Origin of the sequence: Pelagicoccus albus, from assembly GCF_014230145.1 — a bacterium.
In the GTDB taxonomy this organism is placed as follows: Bacteria; Verrucomicrobiota; Verrucomicrobiia; order Opitutales; family Opitutaceae; genus Pelagicoccus; species Pelagicoccus albus.
Genome location: NZ_JACHVC010000012.1, coordinates 210,369 through 229,695, shown reverse-complemented (window position 1 = coordinate 229,695; position 19,327 = coordinate 210,369). Strand labels below are relative to the sequence as shown.

The 19,327-nt window shown below is 52.9% G+C and carries 12 protein-coding genes; 3 read left to right on the top strand and 9 right to left on the bottom strand.

Annotation, left to right across the window (positions count from 1 at the left end):
* Positions 1–63: 63 nt before the first annotated feature.
* Genes H5P27_RS10750 through H5P27_RS10720 form a run of 7 tightly spaced genes read right to left on the bottom strand, consistent with a single transcriptional unit; the run spans position 64 to position 9,507 of the window.
* Positions 64–1,347, bottom strand: a complete 1,284-nt coding sequence (locus H5P27_RS10750; protein WP_185660390.1) for a dipeptidase — start codon at positions 1,345–1,347, stop codon at positions 64–66.
* 24 nt (positions 1,348–1,371) lie between these two features.
* A complete protein-coding gene (gene ggt, locus H5P27_RS10745; RefSeq protein WP_185660389.1) occupies positions 1,372–3,093 on the bottom strand; it encodes a gamma-glutamyltransferase in 1,722 nt (573 codons plus the stop codon).
* 51 nt (positions 3,094–3,144) lie between these two features.
* The gene (locus tag H5P27_RS10740) at positions 3,145–4,557 is read right to left on the bottom strand and encodes an aldehyde dehydrogenase family protein (RefSeq protein ID WP_185660388.1); all 1,413 of its coding nucleotides are present in this window, start codon (positions 4,555–4,557) and stop codon (positions 3,145–3,147) included.
* 50 nt (positions 4,558–4,607) lie between these two features.
* Positions 4,608–6,044, bottom strand: coding sequence for a RidA family protein (locus H5P27_RS10735; RefSeq protein ID WP_185660387.1), 1,437 nt, complete (start codon positions 6,042–6,044; stop codon positions 4,608–4,610).
* 31 nt (positions 6,045–6,075) lie between these two features.
* Entirely contained in the window at positions 6,076–7,431 is a 1,356-nt protein-coding gene (locus H5P27_RS10730; protein WP_185660386.1) for an ammonium transporter, read from the bottom strand.
* A complete protein-coding gene (locus tag H5P27_RS10725; RefSeq protein WP_185660385.1) occupies positions 7,424–7,933 on the bottom strand; it encodes a c-type cytochrome in 510 nt (169 codons plus the stop codon). The genes H5P27_RS10730 and H5P27_RS10725 overlap by 8 nt, the downstream gene beginning before the upstream one ends.
* Complete coding sequence (locus tag H5P27_RS10720; protein WP_221774681.1) at positions 7,930–9,507, bottom strand: flavin monoamine oxidase family protein; 1,578 nt, start codon at positions 9,505–9,507, stop codon at positions 7,930–7,932. Before H5P27_RS10720 ends, H5P27_RS10725 begins: the two co-directional genes overlap by 4 nt.
* 252 nt (positions 9,508–9,759) lie before the next feature.
* Here H5P27_RS10720 and H5P27_RS10715 point away from each other — a divergent pair, with 252 nt between their 5' ends.
* Both H5P27_RS10715 and H5P27_RS10710 read left to right on the top strand, forming a co-directional pair.
* A complete protein-coding gene (locus H5P27_RS10715) occupies positions 9,760–10,911 on the top strand; it encodes a pyridoxal phosphate-dependent aminotransferase (protein ID WP_185660383.1) in 1,152 nt (383 codons plus the stop codon).
* 156 nt (positions 10,912–11,067) lie between these two features.
* Positions 11,068–12,225, top strand: a complete 1,158-nt coding sequence (locus H5P27_RS10710; protein ID WP_185660382.1) for a pyridoxal phosphate-dependent aminotransferase — start codon at positions 11,068–11,070, stop codon at positions 12,223–12,225.
* Positions 12,226–12,471: 246 nt separating this feature from the next.
* On the opposite strand, the gene H5P27_RS10705 is transcribed toward H5P27_RS10710, so the two are convergent.
* Positions 12,472–13,689: an MFS transporter gene (locus tag H5P27_RS10705; protein WP_185660381.1), complete on the bottom strand. Its 1,218-nt coding sequence runs from the start codon at positions 13,687–13,689 to the stop codon at positions 12,472–12,474.
* 13 nt (positions 13,690–13,702) lie between these two features.
* The gene (locus H5P27_RS10700; protein WP_185660380.1) at positions 13,703–16,117 is read right to left on the bottom strand and encodes a TonB-dependent receptor; all 2,415 of its coding nucleotides are present in this window, start codon (positions 16,115–16,117) and stop codon (positions 13,703–13,705) included.
* A gap of 455 nt (positions 16,118–16,572) precedes the next feature.
* Here H5P27_RS10700 and H5P27_RS10695 point away from each other — a divergent pair, with 455 nt between their 5' ends.
* Complete coding sequence (locus tag H5P27_RS10695; RefSeq protein WP_185660379.1) at positions 16,573–19,206, top strand: TonB-dependent receptor; 2,634 nt, start codon at positions 16,573–16,575, stop codon at positions 19,204–19,206.
* Positions 19,207–19,327 lie beyond the last annotated feature (121 nt).

Genomic DNA, 19,327 nt, shown 5'->3' with positions numbered 1-19,327 from the left:
AAAGTTGTAACGATCAGGAAACGAAACTACCCGCAGCGCAGGCGCTTCGTTTCCGTTTTTCGATTAATCTTCCTCTTCTGGAACGAGGCTTTCGGCGTAGCTTTGGCAGGCGTCCAAAACACGCATGACGTTTGCCCCCCAGAACTTTTTCAAGTCCTCCTCGGTGTAGCCGCGTCTCAACATCTCGATGGTGATTGGCATCATTTGTCCGATATCCATGGAGCCGTCTACACCGCCTCCTCCGTCGAAGTCACCGCTAATTCCGATATGGTCCACTCCCATGATTTCGACCATGTGGTCGATGTGGTCAACTACAGCGGATACGGTTGATAGGGGCTTTGGATACTTCTGCTGAATCGCTACGTATTCATCGACTGATTTCAGGCTTTCCGCCTCGCTAAGCTCCTTGCCTCCTCGGTAATTCTTGAACCACAGGCTCATCGCAGAGGAACGCTCCTCATTGGGCTGAACTTCCATCATGTAAGCGCTAAACATGTTCATTTGCACTACGCCATCGCGGGCCGCAATTTCCTTCAAGAGGGCATCGTTCAGATTTCTTGGATGCGGGTAATTGGCGTAGCTGCCGCTATGCGAGGCAATGACTGGGGTTGCGGAGGCCTCGAGGATATCCCATGCCGTCTTGTCCGAGGAGTGCGAGATATCCACCATGATACCGAGTCGGTTGCATTCCTCGATCGCAGCGAGACCCAAGTCTGAGAGGCCCATATGCATATTGCCCTTCGGGTCTGTGGAAGAGTCTCCGAGGTCGTTGTTTTTGCTATGAGTCACGCCAAAATAGCGTACGCCCTTTTCGTAGTAGTCTTTGAGCAGGTCGAGATTTCGGCCGATCGTGTAACCGTTTTCGATTCCAAGAAACACGACACGTTTCCCGGTTTCCCGGATGGCGTAAGCTTCGTCGGAAGACGTGGCAATTGCCGCAATGTCGCTGTGCTCTTCCACTGTTTTGCGTATCAGGTCAGCAATCTCGAACCCAGCGTCTATGGCTTGTGCACGACCTTCGTGGGTGAGGGGACCTTGGCCGACGTAAACCACGAAAAAGCCCCCATCGATCCCGCCCTTTTTCATACGGGGGAAGTCCACCTGGCTAGCGTTTTCGTACCAGCTATACTCTTTGGAGATGTCAAATCCTGGTCGTTTCAGGACCATCGGCACGTCCATATGAGTGTCGATCGTCAGGTGCGCGGCGTGGATCTCGCGAGCCATTACCTCCAGCTCCGTGTCGCTCATATCGGTGCGTGGGATACGTTTTGGAGCGTCTTCAGCGTATCCACTTACTAGGAGCGAAGCCGCGGCGAGGCAGCCGGTCAGTGCGCGTAGTCGAGTCATAATCTTAGTTCGGTTTTGAGTTTTCTAGAATCCTTCCGCGAAAGTATCCGGACGGCGTGGATCACCCGCCCCGTAGTAGACTCCATCTTCCTTGGAGACTGAATTGGCGGTGCCCATAGCCCGGCCCTCTACGACTTCGTAGCCTTTCTCAGTCAAAATCGCTTTTGTATCTTGGCTAAGCCCGCGTTCGACGAAGAGTTTGTCTGGCAGCCATTGGTGGTGTATCCGGGACGCGGCTACGGCTTCGGAAAGGTTCATTTCGTGCTCCATCACGTTGAGAAGCACTTGCAGCACCACTGTGATGATTTGACTGCCACCTCGGCTACCGGTGAGCAGGAACGGCTCGCCGTCTTTCAGTACCAAGGTCGGAGACATCGAGCTAAGCATCCGTTTCTCCGATTCGATGGAATTGTATTCTCCGCCAATGAGTCCGTATGCGTTCGGAACCCCTGGCTTGGACGAGAAGTCGTCCATTTCGTTGTTGAGGAAAAAGCCGGTGCCCGGGGGCATAATCTTGGATCCGAAGGAAAAGTTGACTGTATACGTGTTGGCTACGGCGTTCCCCTTGTTGTCGATCACGGTGTAGTTGGTGGTATCCAAGCCTTCGTGAATGGGCTCGCCCGGTAGGATCTCGGTGCTCGGAGTCGCTTTTCCCATACTGAGCTTGGAACGGATCTCGTCGGCGTAGTCTTTGGAAGTGAGCCATTCCACGGGTACGGGATTGAAATCGCTATCGCCGAGATGCTTAGAGCGGTCTGCGTAGGCGTACTTCATCGTCTCCGCCATGAGGTGGATGGACTGGGCGCTATTGTGCCCGTACTGCTTTAGATCGAGAGGTTCGAGAATGTTTAGCATCTGTATGATATGCACGCCTCCGGAGCTGGGCGGCGGCATGGAAACGATCTCGTATCCCTTGTAGTTGCCGCGAACGGGTTCGCGTTCGACGGCTTGGTAGTTGGCTAGATCCGCTTTGGTGATCATACCGCCGTGGGCTTCCATGTCCTTTACGATTAGGTCAGCAATCGGGCCCTCGTAGAACGCAGACGGGCCTTGTTCGGCTATCAGTTGCAGTGACTTACCCAGATTCGGCAACTTGATGATATGGCCAGGTGGATACGGTTTCCCTTCTTCATCGTAGTAAATGTCGATGGTTTGCGGGGCATGACTCTCCAGACGTGGTTTCCCCGTTTTCAACGATTCGTACAAATCTTCGTTTATCGGGAAGCCATTTGTTGCGAGATCGATTGCGGGAGCCAAGGCTTCGGCTAGGGTAATCGTTCCGTATTTTTCCAAGGCCAAGGCGAAGCCTGCGACTGTGCCAGGAACTCCGGCCGCGAGGTGGCTGTAGCGAGATAGCTCTTTGTCGACATCCCCATTCTCATTCAGGAACATGTCCTTATGGGCCGCGAGCGGCGCTTTTTCCCGATAGTCGATAGCAATCGTTGTATCTGTATCCGCAGATCGGATAAGCATGAAGCCTCCTCCTCCAAGGTTTCCGGCCTGTGGAGTGGTGACAGCCATAGCGAAGCCTAGGGTCACGGCTGCATCGATAGCGTTTCCTCCATCTTTTAAGACGCCCAGAGCCGCTTCTGTAGCCAGTTTTTCACGACTGGATACCATGCCATGCAAGCCTGACTCAGGATGGCTTGTCGACTGGCTATTGTAGATGGGAGGTTCTGGAGCGGCATAGAGGCTGGCCGTCATTGCGAGAGCCCCCAACGCGAAGGCGAGTGTAGACTTAGACATCTTTTTGAGCTTGGTTTAGGTTTTCGATTTTGGGAATTCGGCTTGAGCAGGCTAGTCGAAGATATTGACCACTTGGTGTTCGAGCATCTCAGCTAAGCCCCAAGTTCCCAACTCCCGCCCGATACCGGAGTGTTTGAAACCTCCGAAAGGGGCATGAGTGGTTGCTCTTTTGTGGCCATTTACTCCTACGCGCCCGCACTCGAGTTGTGACGCCACATCGTAGCCCATTCTTGGATTCGTTGTCCAAACCGAGGCCGATAAGCCGTAATTTGAATCGTTGGCCCAAGCGATCGCTTGCTCTATCGTCTTGTAGGGAACGATGGGGAGGATGGGAGCGAATTGCTCGTCAGAGACGAGAGGATGAGAGGAATCGATATCTTTTACGATCGCAGGGGTGGTAAAGAATCCGGAGTCCTCGTTGGTCCGTGGATAACTTAGAATGGCTGCCCCAGACTTGTAGGCACTGGAGATCATTTCCTCGACTCGCTCGACGGATTGTTTTGTCGTTAAAGGGCCGATACGAACGCCTTCGACGAAACCGTTTCCGACAACGTAGTTTGCCATCTCGGCTGACAACACTTCGGTCAGTTCCTCGTAGCGCGATTCGTGAACGTAGATCCTTTTAATCGCGCTGCAGACTTGGCCGGCATTTCTCCAGGCAGATTCTAGGATCTCACTTGCAATGTTATGAGGCTGGGAATCCGGCAGAACGATAGCTGGATCGTTCCCACCAAGCTCTAAGGTGACTGACTTAATCTCCGAAGCTGCTTCAGAGAGTACTGCTCTCCCAGTCGGGATCGAGGCTGTCACTGAAAGTTTTCTGATCTTAGGATGTCTCGCGATCCATTCTCCAAGGTCCTTAAAACCTGAGAGGCAGTTGAAGATGCCGGAAGGTAGATCGCGATTAAGGATCTTCCCGAGATGAAGAGGCGATAAGGGAGCAAGGGGTGAGGGCTTAAGAATCACCGCATTTCCCGCCAGCAAGGCAGGGGCGAGTTTGACTGCGATGGTCGCGATGGGGAAGTTCCAAGGTGTTATCAGACCCACGATGCCGTAAGGCCTATTGAGAAGCAGGGTGCGAGGCGCGTTGCCCTCTGAGAGATCCTTGCTGGGAATCTCCATCTCGGCGTAGGTTTTGAATACATCCGCTGCGTAAGCGACTTCGTTTTTAGCCTCAGGTAGCGGCTTGCCTTGCTCCTTGGTGATCAGCCGGGCTAGTTCCGCCCGGTTTCGCAGGATCGTATTGGCACAAGTGAGCAAGGCCGTTCGACGGGCTCTCTCTGCTTTAGCCCACGCCGGCTGAGCCTTCTCGGCAGCTAGGACTGCAGATTCCAAGTGATCCGCACCACAGAGGGGAGCTGAAGCGAAAGCGCTTCCAGAAGAGGGATCGATAACGTCGAATCGCTCGTCTCCGATACAAGGACGACCACCTATCATGGCCATGCTGAGGAGCGACTTTCGCATTCGTCTATAGTTTGATCCTACTCGGAGGAGGCATGATCCTAACCCGGTATTTATTCCTGAATTCTGATTGCGGCCGCGGCTTCGATCTCGATCGGACCCCCTCCCACAATCGACACGACTGGTAAAGTCGTGAGGGCCGGAGGATTTTCCGTGCCAAAGGTTTCGGCAAACAGCGCTTCCCAAGCTGCTATACGCTGGTCGAGAGTTTTTTGATCTCCTTCAGCGATGTAGGCACGCACATGGACCAGGTCAGCGAAGCTCCCTCCGGCTGATTCGACTCTCGCCTTGAGTGCCTCAAGGGCAGATGCAGCCTGGGTCTTAATGTCTCCCTCTACCGAAGAAATGCTGCCGGCTAAGAAAACCATTTTCGCGTCTGGAGCTACGGACACTCCTGCTGCGCCGATAGGTTTCGAATCCACTACTTTGCTGGTCGTTCCACTTGATACTTTAGCGGTTGGGAATTCCTTGTCGCTATCCGATGGATACGCAGCGTAGTACTCGATTGAAATGCTTTGCTTGCGGTAGTTGAACCCAGGTGTCGACATCACTGTACGAGTCGGACGGTTTGGGTTTCTCGCGTTGTTGAAGTACTTGTTGTACTCTTTGTTGAACGTGGCGAAGCTCTTGGAAATAGAATCTTTGCCTGGGTAAACGCAGGCGCGGATAAAGAAAACGTCCGAGTAGCTCAAGCCAGCCGCTTTCAGTTGCTGCCCCATCTGTTTGAAGAGGGAAGCCGATTGTTGGGCTATTGTCCCGTACATGAAGAACCCAGGAGGAGGATTTGGAATCATGGATTCTGGCCGGACGGAAGAGGAGAAGAAGGTTCCGGTATTGGCCATGGTTGCCTTGCCGGTACTCATGGGCCAGACAGGGCGACCGTAGGATTTCCAACGGTCGCTTGTCTCGGTCCTGCTCAGGCGGGTGTAGCGTTCATGTTGGCGAGACCCCACCACGTGGGGACCTCTCCCGTCAGGGAAAACCGCGATGAACTCTACCTCCACTCGATAGTCAGAATGAAAGAGTCTTGAGATGCCGACGGTGGTACGCGCGGGCTTGTGTGGATTCGTCACTGTTCCGAAAAACTGCTCGAACGCTCGGTTCCAGCCGTCGAAGTCGGGCTCGGGATCCGCCACGATGTAAGCTCGCACGTTGACCACGTCTCTAAGCGTGAGACCCACTTCTGCCAGATCGGCAGTAAGTTGGGTCAAAACGCTGAATGTCTGCTCATAAGTATCACCATAACGATTCTCCACGCTATTACGGGCGATTTCCTTCATACGAGGGCTGGCAGTGACACCCCAAGTGTAGAAGTACTCCGAGCCAGGCTGGACTTCCACCGCATCAGCGTATGGTAGCTCAGGCTGTTCGTGCACCGTGATGCGGTTATTGGAATGCGCTCCGATGTAGCGAAGACCGACGTAGGCTGTGGCAGCGAGAGCGAAAATGCCCGCTACGTAGCCCAGTCTGTGTTGTGGAAGTAGTCCCATTGTGAATACTTATTGAGAATCGAAAAATCAACTAGTCGATTGAGTAGGCTTCTTGTCCGTGCTCCGAGATGTCCAATCCGACATCTTCTTCTTCGGCGCTTACTCTAACTCCCATGACTAATTTGATTAGGTAGAAGACGACAAAAGAGAATACGAACGCGAATAAGGCATAGGAGAGGCAACCGATTAGCTGCCAGAGGACGGGAGCTTCACCAAAGAAGCCAACCGCCAAGGTTCCCCACGTTCCGCAAACTCCGTGTACTGAAGTGGCCCCGACAGGGTCGTCGATTTTGATCTTTTCGAAAAAGAGGATCGCGAACACAACCAGCACACCTGAGATAGCTCCCACTACGATTGCAGAAGCTGGCATCATGGAGTCGGCCCCGGCAGTAATGCCTACCAGCCCCGCTAGTACCCCATTAAGAGCCATAGAGACATCTGGCTTTTTCAGGATGATTTGAGTGGCGACCATACAAGCGAGGCAGCCAGCTGCGCCTGCGAGCGCTGTGTTGGTAACAACAAGACCGATTTGCTCGGGGTGGGCGCTAAGAACGGAGCCGCCATTGAAGCCAAACCAACCGAACCAAAGGAGGAAAACACCAACCGCAGCCAAGGGCATGCTGTGTCCCACGATGGGTTTACTGGGGCCAGGCGTGCCATACTTGCCTCTTCTTGGCCCCAAAATAAGGATACAAGCGAGAGCGGCGTAGCCTCCGAAGGCGTGGACGATCGAAGAGCCAGCGAAGTCGTGAAAACCGTTGCGGTCTAGCCAGCCAGAACCCCACTCCCAAGAGCCTGCCACAGGATAAGCGAAACCTACGATCACAATGGTGAATACCATGAAACTGCTCAGTTTTACGCGCTCTGCCACAGCGCCCGATACGATCGTGGCGGCGGTAGCCGCGAACATCGCTTGGAAGATAAAGTCAGTCCACCAAGTATAGTTCGCGTACTTGGCGCTCATGATGTCTAAGTAGTCCGCTGGGTTTACGTCTATCCAGAAGCCGAAAGACATGATGCCATTGAATTCAGTACCTGGATACATGGTGCGAAAGCCGACTAGAGCATACAGAAGCAAACCCGAACTGATAACGAACAAGTTCTTGAATATGATGTTGATCGTGTTCTTGGCTCGAGTGAGGCCGGACTCCAAGGTGGCGAAGCCGAGGTGCATCATGAAAACCATGGCGGCGCATACGATAAGCCAGACGTTGCTTATGGTGAAGAACGATTCCTCTGCGGTGATCGTGTCTATGTATTCGTCGTAGGTGCCCTCGGTTACGCGATGTTGAGCGAAAAGTTCGCCGCCTTGCGAGAGAGCGAATCCAACAGCGAAAAGCAGAAGGAGAATTTTAGTGAGTCGAGAAAGGTTGAATACGCTATGCATCGGTTTGTGTCTCTGGATTTTGGAAACTGAATAAATAATCTAGCAGTGCAGTGATATCTTCTTCTGGAATCATTGCTTCCCAGCCGGGCATCCCTTTATCCATGATGCCTACGCGGATCGATTTCCCTACGCCTTCGCGGCCGTCGCCGCTATACCATTTGGAGTCAAACAGGTTGCTGGGGGAATCTATCTGATTCCCCTCCGGACCGTGGCAGCCCAAGCAGAACATATCGTAGTTCGCCTTGCCCTTGGCGACGGATGCCGGATCCAAAGCGGGCACGATCTCTGCGGGTAGTTCCTCGGGGGCGGCTGGCTCCTCTATAGAAGGCGAGGTCGAGTCTGGTTCAGTAGGAGCGGCGATACTCGAATTGGAGGAAACGAATGTACTTTGCTCCGGAGCCTTTCCCGAATTGCCCGCGACGTAGGCAGCAATGCAGCAGAGCCCGAATCCTGCTACGCTAAATCCGAACTTGGTGGCTGCGGTGTTGAGGTTTGTCCTCATGATGCCATGGTGCGCTCGTGGATGTTTTTGACGGCGATTCGAGCTGCTTCGAATGCTCCGGCTTGCCATCCACCGAGGTGGCTTGCCCAACTCGCGGCCAGATACAATTCACCCTCAGGCTTGATTAGCAGAGGATAGAAGGTTTTGAGCATCGCCTGTGGGAAGTGGGCGAGGCAGCCTTCAATGTGCGGGATTGTGGCCCAGTTTACCGAAAATGCGTTTTCGAACTCATCGCGATACTGAGGATGGATTTTCTCTCCGTTGCTGAGGGCGAATTCGGTGCGCTCCTCTGGGGACATACGGCCGAGCTGGTCTGACATGGGGCCGAAAACGTAGTAACCGCCCATGACGCCCTTTTTATCCAAGAATCCAGAAGATGGATACCACACCTCTCCGATCGGAAGATTTGTCCAGGATAGTCCGCCGAATATGCGGTCGTCCTCTTCCCAGAAACGACGCTTGAACTGCATGCCGATCTTACCCGAGTTTTGGAAGGGCACGATGTTCAGTGTATTTTTGAGCATCGGAGAAAAGTCTGTTTGCAGGCGACGGAGAATCGTCGGTGGAATAGTGCAGATGCAGTAATCTCCAGTGATCTCTTGGTCAGCTCCGTCGACTGTGTAGACCACGCGGGCACCCGGATTGGTGCGGCGGATTTCTTTCACCTGGGCTCCGTATACGATCTTGTCTTTGACCTTTTCGGCTAGGGCCATGGGGATTTTGTCCATGCCGCCCTTTGGAGTGAACATCTGTGACTGGTACTGGTACTCGTTTGCTCTGTGGAAGAGGTTGCCGAATCCAGACTGCAGAAGTTCCGAGAATTGGTAAGGATCATCGAGCTCGCCTTCTTGCAGGCCGCCACCTGGCCAGACCTTGTATCCGCGTCTGTTATGTCCCTTATATTCGTTGGCCGATCCGCTCAGGCCGCCTTCGTAATGGAGGAAGTCGATTAGGGCTTCCTTGTCGCTCTCGCTCAACTCGGTGTCGAGAAGCTCGTCGTCGGCGACCTTGGCAAGGAGTTCGGCTGTGTAGCCGCGAAGGTCTGTCTTCACTTCGCGAATACGGTGACGTTTGCCAGCCATCGGGCCGATATCGCCCTCTCCGTAATAGAAGGCGTTTTCGTTTAGATTTACAAATGGTTGGATCTCTACGCCCAGTTCGCGGCAATAGTCCATGGTGACGTGCCACTGTGGGAAGCGTGAGGGACCTGGATTGTAGTATTGCCCTTCGTCGAATTTGCAGGTTTGCGAGTGGCCTGTCGTTTCGGTGATCTTGTCGCCCTTGCGGATGGTCATGCTGCGGCCGCCTGGGATGTCGCGAGGTTCAAGCACGACGCAATCGAAGCCGAGTTTGCCCAGCTCGTAGGCCGCGGTCAGCCCGGCTATGCCTGCCCCTAAAATGAGGACCCGCTTATTCGACTTGCCGTCGACGGGAGGCAGGCCAGCGAGCTCTGCCCCGTGGCCTGTTGCTTGAGTCATGAGTCCGAGCGCGGTCATTGTAGTAAGTGCACAACCACCGTACGCCCCGACTTGCCGAATGAAGTTCCGGCGAGTGAGTTTCGCTTTTGTAGACATCTTTTTGTATAAAATAACGCTCTTCGCGTGCTTTGTGGGCCACTAGCAAAGGTCGTGCCTACTCGTCGCTAAATCTTAGATACATGCTATTTCATAGGCGCTTGCGCTAACATAGGCTAGTTAGCTGGGCCATTATTGTATTGGGGCCCGTTACCGATGCAGGAAATTGGGTTTAATTTTGAAACATAGGCCGGTTGGGCACAGGGCCTGCTCAGGCAAATTTCAATTTGATCTAACCGAAAACACAAAAAGATGTCTATTAAACCACTACTCAGCGGTATGGAGCAACGCTCCTCCCGACTCGTCGCTTCCCTGTTCGCAGCCGCGGCTCTCTCTCTCGCGCCACAAGTGGCGTTCAGCCAGCATGAGGTTGATACAGATGAGGGCAGCCAAGGTCCGGTCAAGATTAACGGAAACGAGAATGCCTTCGGCTACTCTCAGATGGCCATGATGGCTATCATGCAGGAGTTGCCTGATATCAATCGCTACGCGTTCGAAGAAACCATGGAGTTGATCGATGCGATCGCCATGCGTGAGATGGTTCCTGGCGACTACATTATGCCTACAGCGGGATCAGGACCCGTATTGGTAATGGCTGCGATGGCTTATGCGGCGCCTGGCAAGAATGTCGTGTCTGTAGAGCCTGGATACACTCAGCTCATTCGCACCTTTGAGAAGTTCGGTGGCGAAACTAAGCTTGTAGCGCTCAACGACGAGCTTGAGTACGATCTCGAGGCGGTCAAGGCGGCTATCGACGAGAACACCGTAATGGTGTACCTCTGTAATCCAAATAACCCGACCGGCACGATCGTCGACCCTGACGAGTTGAAGGCTTTCATCCGCGATCTTCCCGATGGCGTAGTTGCGTTTGTTGACGAGGCTTACCTTGAGCTCTCCGAGGGCGGCCTCGAGGCGAACAGCATGATCTCCCTCGTTCGCGAAGGTGAGGACGTGATTCTTGCTCGTACTTTCTCGAAGGTTTATGGCATGGCTGGTCTCCGCGTGGGTTACGGCGTTATGAAGCCAGAGTTCAAGAAGAAGTTGTCGGATTTCCACATGGGTGGGCCTAACAAGCTTGGTTGCGTTGCTGCCACTGCTTCGTTGCAGGATCCTGCATTCTTCGAAATGAGTGTTTCCAGCTACAAGAGCGTTCGTAAGATGGTTACTGATCGCCTTGACGAACTCGGCATCGAGTATGCCACGCCGCATGGCAGCTTTGTATTCATGAAAACCGGAGTTCCCATCAAGGAATTCCAAGCTCTTATGGAGGCTGAGAACGTTTTGGTAGGACGTCCTTTCCCTCCGATGTTTGACTGGTGCCGCGTCAGCATCGGTACCGAAGAGGAGATGACTACTTTCTTGAGCGTTTTCGAGGAAGTGATGAAGGGGCAAGGTAAGCTCTAGTCCTTGTTTGGTTTTTATTGTTCTTTGTTCTATTAGGTAGTTAGCCGCTTAATCGCGGTTTGGAGGCCGGCCTTGACCACTTTACTCTGTAGCATCCCTTGGGTAGCTGCGGGTGGTGAGGGCCGGTCTTTTTATTGATGAGTTTGATTTTAGGCGATGAGGGAAAAAGGAATTGAGGGGATGGGTGGTAATGTGAGCCGCAGGGCTTGGTTGAAGAGTGCTGGTGTGTCCGCGTTGGGATTAGCCATCGGCGGGCGGCTTGTGGGGCAGGCTTCTCCGGATGCCCGCAGTCGAGTCGAGCGGTATCCGGAACTAAAATACATCAACCTTGCAGGAAACGAAAACCCGTTCGGACCCTCACAAAAGGTTAGCATCGCCATTGTGAGGGAGGTGAGTAACAGTTGCCGTTATCCGTTTCGCGAAGAGGAGATTTTGAAGGAGAGAATCGCTGAGCACGAAGGTGTGGGAGTTGAAAATGTGCTTCTTGGAAATGGTTGCGACGAAATCCTATCGCTTGCGGGAGCGGCTTATGGCGCTCCGGGGGAGACGGTCGTGGCTACACGGCCAACCTATTTGCAATTGGCTGAGTATGCTGAGAAACGAGGAGCCCACGTAGAATGGGTAGACCACACTGAAAGCATGCATCATGACTTGGAGGGCATGTTAGCGAAGGTGCATGAAAAGAAGGCCGTCCTTAGTTATGTTTGTAATCCGGATACTCCTTCGGGAACGATCCTGCCTCCAGAGAAGATACGAGACTATTGCGTAAAAGCTGCGGAGAGCAGCTCGGTGTTCCTCGATGAGGTTTACCTCGAATTGTTGGAGGACTACGAGGAGCAAACGCAGGTGCAGCTAGTGAGGGATGGTTACCCGGTGATCATTGGGCGGTCTTTCTCGAAGATGCATGGGCTTGCGGGCCACCGGATCGGCTATGCGATTGCCAGCAAGGAAATCGTAGATCGGATGGGTAAGCTTAAGATGTCGAGCCCCAGCTATTTGGGAGTGATCGCAGCTATCGCTAGTCTAGGCGACGTGGCTTTTCACCGTCAGTCAAAGCGTTTGATCGCGGAAGGCCGGGAGCGTTTTTGTTCACTTTTGGATTCCTACGGTTTGGAGTACACTCCTTCGGTTGGGAACTTCGTATTCCATCACACGGGAATCGAGATTCGCGAATTTCAAAGGATAATGAAGGAGGAGCATGGCTTTCTCGTAGGGCGACCTTTCCCTCCTTACGAGGACTGGTGTCGTATCAGTATTGGCAAGGTCAATGAAATGGAGGCCTATGCCAAGGCGATGGAGGCGGTCTTTGGCTAACTCTTTAGATAGGGATTTCGCCCTAGTAGTTCCCTCGATTCCTATATTCTGTAGGGTGTCGCTGAATAACTGTAGGTAAATTCGGAGATTGGAATTGATCTCCGATGGATCGATCCTATCTCTTTTGGGTCAGGCTTTGGTGTAGACCCCGCACCTGTTTACTAGACATCTTCAGTTAGCACTGGCTGCGCCAAAGCCGTTACTTTTTACCCCAAATCTAGTTTCATCCCAATTTCATATTGGATTCTACATTAACCTTTCTTTGCTTTGCCCCAGATTCCTACCCTTTCGTCCCTCCAGTAGTAGAAAGAGGCAACTGAAGATGATCAGTATCGCGCATATCAGCGCAATATGATGCATTTTGATATGCTGGAAGAGGGTTCCTCCAAGCGCCGCTCCCGCGGCTTTGCCGCTTTGGTTGAAAGATTGTACGATAGTGGTTCGGAGTCCTTTTTGGTAGTCGGGCCCTGAGTAGTTGACCAGGAATTGGAATCCAGGCACGCGTAGTGATACGATACCAAGGGTCAGGGAGAACAGGGCCGCCGCTGGGATGACATTTTGGAAAAAGGGGTAGGCTAGGATAAATAGGGCGGCATTTGCGGCAAGCGAGGCAGCTATGACTTTCATCGTTGGCCATGCCTTGAGTCTTGGTATAAGGAAAACGAAGACGCCTACTTGAAGTAGGCCTCCACAAAGGTACATCGGCGCTATCTCTGTCGGACGAAGACCTGCCGATTGGAAAAGCCAGAGGGCGAACGTAACGTAGAAGGTGGATAGGGCGGTGAAGCTCAGGAAGGAGCTCGTGGCGATGCGGGCGAAGAAGGCGTTTCTGACCGTTGAGGTTGCGGTCCTGGCGTACTCTTTTATCCAGTTTTTGGTTACGTAGCGGCTGGGGTTTCTTCCGGGAAGGAAATGGCGGGCGATCGGGATTAAGGCGAGGGCGATGAATCCGAGCCCGCTACATATGTGATTGAAGCTCGTCCACTCGAGGAGGGCGATTCCACCTGGGATGCCTATCGTTTGGCCTATAGCGTAACCGCAAAGCATTTTTGCGTTGAGCGATTGGTGCCGCTCTTTCCGAAAATTGTCGCTAAGCAATGATGCCGGCAGGCCGGTGATCGATCCGGTGGCGATACCTGCGAAAAAGCGGAGAGCTATCAGCGTTTCCGCTTGGTTGGCGATCCCGTGAAGGGCGAGGGAGAGTCCGAGAAGGGAGAGTCCTGCGACGAGGGTGTTTTTCCTCCCTATGAGGTCGGAGATGGGGCCGGTAATCAGCGCTGAGAGCCCTGCCGCGATTGGGAAAACCGCGAGCAGGATGGTCAGCTGGTGGCTGGTGAATTGGGCGCTGTCGGAAAGGGAAGGGATCCCAACCACCCCAAGGGCGGCTTGGGTGGAGTTGATCAGGTTTACGCAGAATAGGGCCTTCCACGTCTTTGATTCGGACCTTCGCTCCTCTAGCTCCATGCGGGGCCGCTCATTAGAAGGTCTTCGTCAGGTTGAACGTCCCGAACCAGGAGCTGTATTGGTTTCCTGTTACCCGGATGGGCGAACCCTCGTATGAACGCTCAGCGTGGTCGGTAATATTGGCGAAGTTCAAGTTTAGGCTTGTTGTTTTATCCAGACTATAGCGGTTCAGCCAGCTAAGGCTGACTACGGGCTCCCGGTAGACGTCCTGCTCGACGGAGTTGCCGAGATCATCCAAGGCTTTGCTCTGGTAAGCGTATTCAAGTTCTGTCCTGTAGTTGCCGATGCGTCCGGATAGGTTCAGTTTTAGCAGGTGCTTAGATCGCTCGGGGGTGGTTAGGATATCCTCTGGGCGGGATTGCACGGTCGCTTCGGAGTCTGAGTAGGTATAAGCTAAGGTGGCGGTAGACGTGTCAAAAATAGCGAAGTCGTTTATCGTCTTGTTCCACTGTATTTCGAAGCCTTTGATGTTTGCCTTCTCACCGTTCTCGACTCGGCTTACCCTGTAGGTTTGAGGAACTCCGTCCTCAAGTATCACTTCGTCGGTTACGGAGCCGTAGAAAAAGTTCTCTATTTGAATGTAGTAGAGCTCGAAAGCCAAGCTGCCGAGCGTCTCGTTGTCCCTTATCCAGGATAGTCGAGCTTTGTCGATTGATGTTGGGCTGAGCTCTGGGTTGCCTTCGGAGATGCTGCGCGTTGGGACGCTGATTCTGCGATAGTCCACAATATTGTAGTATTGGGGTCGCATGAGGAGTTGAAACCAGGCTGCCTTGATCCTGTCCGAATCGCTTAATTGGTAGGTGGCTTCCGCGCTTGGGATGAAATTGTCGTAGCTGTTTTCCGAATACAAGTCCTTGATGATTTGGGCCTCTCCGTTGGACGGGTTTACGACAGTTTCTAGATATGCGCCCTCGTCGGCGTCGTTGACCGATTCTGGGATCACGACCGTGCCTCGTGTTTCCGTTTCAGTATGTTCGAGGCGCCCACCGATTTCGAAGGTCCAGTCTCCTGTTTTTTGGGTGCCAAGGAGATAGGCGGAGGTCACTGATTCTTTGGCGGTGTAGGACTGGGGCGCGGATTCTATTGCTTGGCGGTAATCGTTCGCTGCAAAGTACTCTGGGTTGTTGTAAAAAGCGTCTCGGCCTTTTGCGGGATCAAGTCCGGTCGGCATTTCGAAGTAGCCCTCTAGGATAGATCCAAATTCTTCGTCGTTTGCGACATCGGTCAGATAGAGGAGGTTGTCGCTAGAGGGGAAGTAGACTTGAATAGTCTGCCAGACCTCGCGCTCTTTCTCGCGGTGCAAGCCTCCCGTTTGTATCCACAGGTCTCGACTGCCCAGGCTGATGTTTCGGTCCGCGTCGATTCTCGCAGCCAGATCGCGATCTCGAGTGTGGGTGTCGTGTATTCTTAGGCTGGAGAGCGTTGCATTGCTCTGGTTCTGCAAGTTGGTGTCGTTGTAGGTGGTAAAGGTTGGTTTGTAAGGATTGTCGATTTCGTATCCGACATCTAGGCCGGATTCCGTGAAGTTCCAGTTGAACCATTCCGTATCCAGATTCCACTTTTGCATGTATACGACGTAGTCTACGGTCCACTCCTCGCCTGTGTAGGTACCTCCGATGCTATTGTGAACACGAGTTCGTGTGTTGGTGGTGTCGCCGAAGTAGCGTCGGCTGCTGGCGTTGTTGAAAATAGCCTCGGAGGCGCTTCCGTCTTCGGTTATTGATTGGCTGTCCTCTATGAGGTCTGCCCCGGCAAACTGGAGTTCGAGTCGGTTGCGGTATGCGTGGTCCTTGTAGTCTTGCCGATAGGTTTTGAAGTAGAAGGAGTTCCGGTCGTTCGCCTTGTATCCTATTTGAGCGGAGGCTACCGTGTTTTCGGTAAGGATCTCATCGTAGGAAAACCTTGGGCGATCCAGGTAGTAGTTCCCGTCTTCGCTTCTCTCGGACCATACAGACTCGTAGTGCTCAATCAAGCGATCCGAGGCCGAGTGCCTGAGTTGAGCGGCCATCACTATTTTCTGTTTCGAATCGAGAGCGTGCTTCCATGATATGTTATATCCGCTTTTTCCGATTCCGGATTGGTCGTTGTAGTTTAGCGTGTAGCCGATTTTGAGAAGTTCGCTTGGGTCGTCTGCTGGATTGCTTTGCGGAAAGAAGGCTCTGAAGTCTACTCCTTCACCGTCTGCATCTGCTCCCGCGGCTGTGCCGCTGTCGCCAAAAATTTGATACTCTGATGCGATTGGGTTTCGCTTGACCAGAATCCTACCGCGTTCGCGTGGGCTGGAGTTGGTCTCGTCTTTCGCAGCGGATTGCGTGGCGGGAGCTTTGGCGTTAGTTGTTTCTTCAGCGGCATTTGAAACGGTGCTTGTCAGGAGTATGCAGGACAAGGTTCCAGCCGCCGCCATAATGTTACGGTACACGGAGTTCATTTAGACATCTTTTTGTGTAGGCTCTTCAGCAAGCCGGAAGGGCCCGCGAGCAGGGCTTATGCCATTTGCATGCTTCGGGGTAGCTATTTTTCGGCTGTTAACAATTGTACAATCTATACTAGCTCCAGCCTGCTCGAAATTGATCTCTCCGGTTGGGCTTCGTGCATGAGCGGAGCTTGCAACTATAATATATGCTAGGGTTTTTAATCCTATGTTCATTCTAGTGCTGCAGCGCTTTCGTTCTGGGCGTTTGGGAGTTCGGGGTGCCTTGCGGTATTTGGAATCGCGATACGCTCGCTGTGATGCCTCGCATTTTACGCAGTATCTGCAAGTTGCTTGGGAAAAAACACTGCTTTAGGGGAATTAATTAATTTACTCCGTTTCGAGAGGTGGCTTTGGCATTGATGATGCTTTCGGCGACTTGGTTTTAAGAAAAACTCAAACCTAACAAAAAGATGTCTAAATCAACACCGTTAAGTCCGGACGGCGTAGCTGCATGCTCACGTTCGAATGAAGGCGAGAGGTCGTCCTCCAAGACCCCACTCGCAAAAGCAGCACTCGCGATTTTGCTCGCGGGCTTGGCTACACAAGCCACCGTCGCACAAGATGATTCCAGCTCTGGAATGGAAGTCTTCGAAACGTTCACAGCTGTTGGTCAAGGTGAAAGCCGCGCTAACAATTCTTTGGACCTCGAAGCTTTGGAAATCGCCATGCCGGGAGCTATGCCGGAAAAAATGGTGGACAAGATCCCTGGGGTTAACGTTGCGACAAGTGACCCTTTCGGTTTCTACGAATTCGCCAATGACGTTCGTGTTCGCGCCTTCAGCATCGACAACCTCGGTGTTACTCTAGACGGCGTACCAGTAGGTAACAGTAACCCACGTTACGGTACTCCAATCGGCCGTATGGTTGACTCTGCCAACTTGACTACCATCAAGATCTCTCAGGGTGCAGGTGACGTTACCACTCCAGCCTACCAGGCTCTCGGTGGTTCTATGCAGTATTTCACTAAGGACCCATCCAAGGAAGCGGGCGCTTACGTCTCGGCTTCTTACGGTAGCTTCGACCACTTGAGCATGTTCGCCAAGTACGAGATGGGCGAAATCGTACCAGGTTTCACTGGTTACGTAAGCGCGTCTCACTTCGAATTCACTCCTAAGGGCCTCGACGGTCTCGCCAAGAACGTTGGTCGCCGCGCTGAAGCGAAGTTCAAGTATGAAGGCTTCGATAAGGTAGACATCACGTACGCAATGACGTACAACGACCGTGACGACTACGACACCATGACCATGAGCTACTCCGACTACACGCAGTTGGAAGCAGGCGATTACCTCGGTACCGGTGAAGGCTACAAGGAGTACACTCCATGGGATTACCCAGACCTTGGTACTTGGAACTATGGTGACTACTCCGATGGTGGTCGTAACCTCGGCCCTCTCGCTTACCTTGACTACACTGTTGGACCAGGTGAAGGTACCAACGCCGTTTACTACGATAAGTGGCGTAATGGACGTATGGATACTCTCCAGCGTTTCAACTTCGACTTTGATTTCGAAGACGGCAAGACTATGGACGTCAACGTCTACTACCAGGACAAGAACAACTACGGTCTCTGGGGACGTGGCACGGACTACGCCGAAACACAGATTCGCGCCGCTTACGCTAACGATCCTACTCGTACGGACATCTGGGGTCAGATGTGGTACGACGCCGCTGGGAACCCAGTCAGCTCAACCGGTGAAATCGTCGAAGAGTATAGCGCAGACCACGCGATCGTTGCTCCTGGCACCGCTGCTTACGCCGACGGTGTAGAGTATGTCGCTGGTGTCCCTGGTCGTACTGCTCGTGACGAAAACTTCGGTGGCCACCGCTACGGTGTGACTGCTTCCTACACATGGGAAACTGAAAACAACAAGCTGATCGTTGGTGGTTGGTACGAATTCGACCACCACGGCACGGAACGTCCTAACTACAACCTCGATGGTGGATCGGTCATGGGTGCCTATCGCTACGACCAGTTCAACTTCACCAACTACACTCGTTACATCGATCAAGATGTAATGCAGTTTTGGGTACAGGACACCTACACCACTATGGATGGTGACCTCGATATCACTTTCGGTATCAAGGCTCTGCAGCTTGATCGTGATGCTCACGGTTTCCTCAGTATCTCAGAGTGGCTCGCCAACGAAGAGACTTTCCGTTCCACTACGTACGAAGACTTCTTCCTGCCACAGTTCGGATTGCTCTACTCTCTGAACGACAGCACCGAGCTCTTCTTCAACTACTCGGAAAACATGGCTACGCCAACTTCCGGTACGATCACTACTGCGGGTGACACCTTCAACCCAGATATCTTGAAGCCAGAATACTCTGACAACTTCGATATCGGTATTCGTGGTTCTCTTCCATTCGGTAGCTATACCTTGCAGGCTTACTCGATCAGCTACACAGACCGTATCTTGGCCTCCGCGGTACCTATCGACTCTGCGAATGCAGGTGCTGCGGGTAACAGCGTTTACCAGAACGTCGGTGGTGTTGACTCTTGGGGTGTTGAAGCTTCCGGTGACTTCCAAACTGGCATCGACGGTTTGACCCTTAGCGGTTCTATCGCCATCCAGGAAACAACCTTCCAGGAAGACCTTTTCAATGGTTTCTCCGCTTCCAACGACGCGGTTGCAGGTTACCGCTACGAAGTTAACCCAGAAGCTACGGGCGAATCCGACGCATACCTCGAGTACCTCGATATCGGCGGTAACGACCTCGGTAACACTCCATTCCTTACTGCTAACTTCGACGCGATCTACAAGAAGGGGCAGATGCGCTACACCTTCGGTGGTAAGTACTACGACGATGTATACGTGAACACCTTGAATACTCAGCCAATCGACTCCTACACCCTTTTCGACGCAAGCATCGCTTACACCGGCAAGGCTGACACGGCTCTCGAAGGTTGGAAGGTATCACTCAACGTTTACAATCTCTTCGACTCTTACTTCGTGTACGCTGCAGGCTACACCGACGAAGACGGTACAGTACGTGCCGATCGCGGTCGCCAGTACACCCTGAAGATGGAGACCACCTTCTAGTTCTCGGCACCCGTTTGTTCGCCGATCTGACTTGATGAAACACGCCGTGGCGGAGTGGGTAGTTCCGCCACGGCCTTTTTAACAAACGCTACATGCTCCCCGTAGAGGGGTAGAATTTTTA

Coding starts and splice junctions, on each gene's coding strand:
- H5P27_RS10720 (WP_221774681.1), bottom strand. CDS start 9,507: ATGTCTACAAAAGCGAAACTCACTCGCCGGAACTTCATTCGGCAAGTC.
- H5P27_RS10695 (WP_185660379.1), top strand. CDS start 16,573: ATGTCTAAATCAACACCGTTAAGTCCGGACGGCGTAGCTGCATGCTCA.
- H5P27_RS10715 (WP_185660383.1), top strand. CDS start 9,760: ATGTCTATTAAACCACTACTCAGCGGTATGGAGCAACGCTCCTCCCGA.
- H5P27_RS10735 (WP_185660387.1), bottom strand. CDS start 6,044: ATGGGACTACTTCCACAACACAGACTGGGCTACGTAGCGGGCATTTTC.
- ggt (WP_185660389.1), bottom strand. CDS start 3,093: ATGTCTAAGTCTACACTCGCCTTCGCGTTGGGGGCTCTCGCAATGACG.
- H5P27_RS10730 (WP_185660386.1), bottom strand. CDS start 7,431: ATGCATAGCGTATTCAACCTTTCTCGACTCACTAAAATTCTCCTTCTG.
- H5P27_RS10700 (WP_185660380.1), bottom strand. CDS start 16,117: ATGAACTCCGTGTACCGTAACATTATGGCGGCGGCTGGAACCTTGTCC.
- H5P27_RS10740 (WP_185660388.1), bottom strand. CDS start 4,557: ATGCGAAAGTCGCTCCTCAGCATGGCCATGATAGGTGGTCGTCCTTGT.
- H5P27_RS10705 (WP_185660381.1), bottom strand. CDS start 13,689: ATGGAGCTAGAGGAGCGAAGGTCCGAATCAAAGACGTGGAAGGCCCTA.
- H5P27_RS10725 (WP_185660385.1), bottom strand. CDS start 7,933: ATGAGGACAAACCTCAACACCGCAGCCACCAAGTTCGGATTTAGCGTA.
- H5P27_RS10750 (WP_185660390.1), bottom strand. CDS start 1,347: ATGACTCGACTACGCGCACTGACCGGCTGCCTCGCCGCGGCTTCGCTC.
- H5P27_RS10710 (WP_185660382.1), top strand. CDS start 11,068: ATGAGGGAAAAAGGAATTGAGGGGATGGGTGGTAATGTGAGCCGCAGG.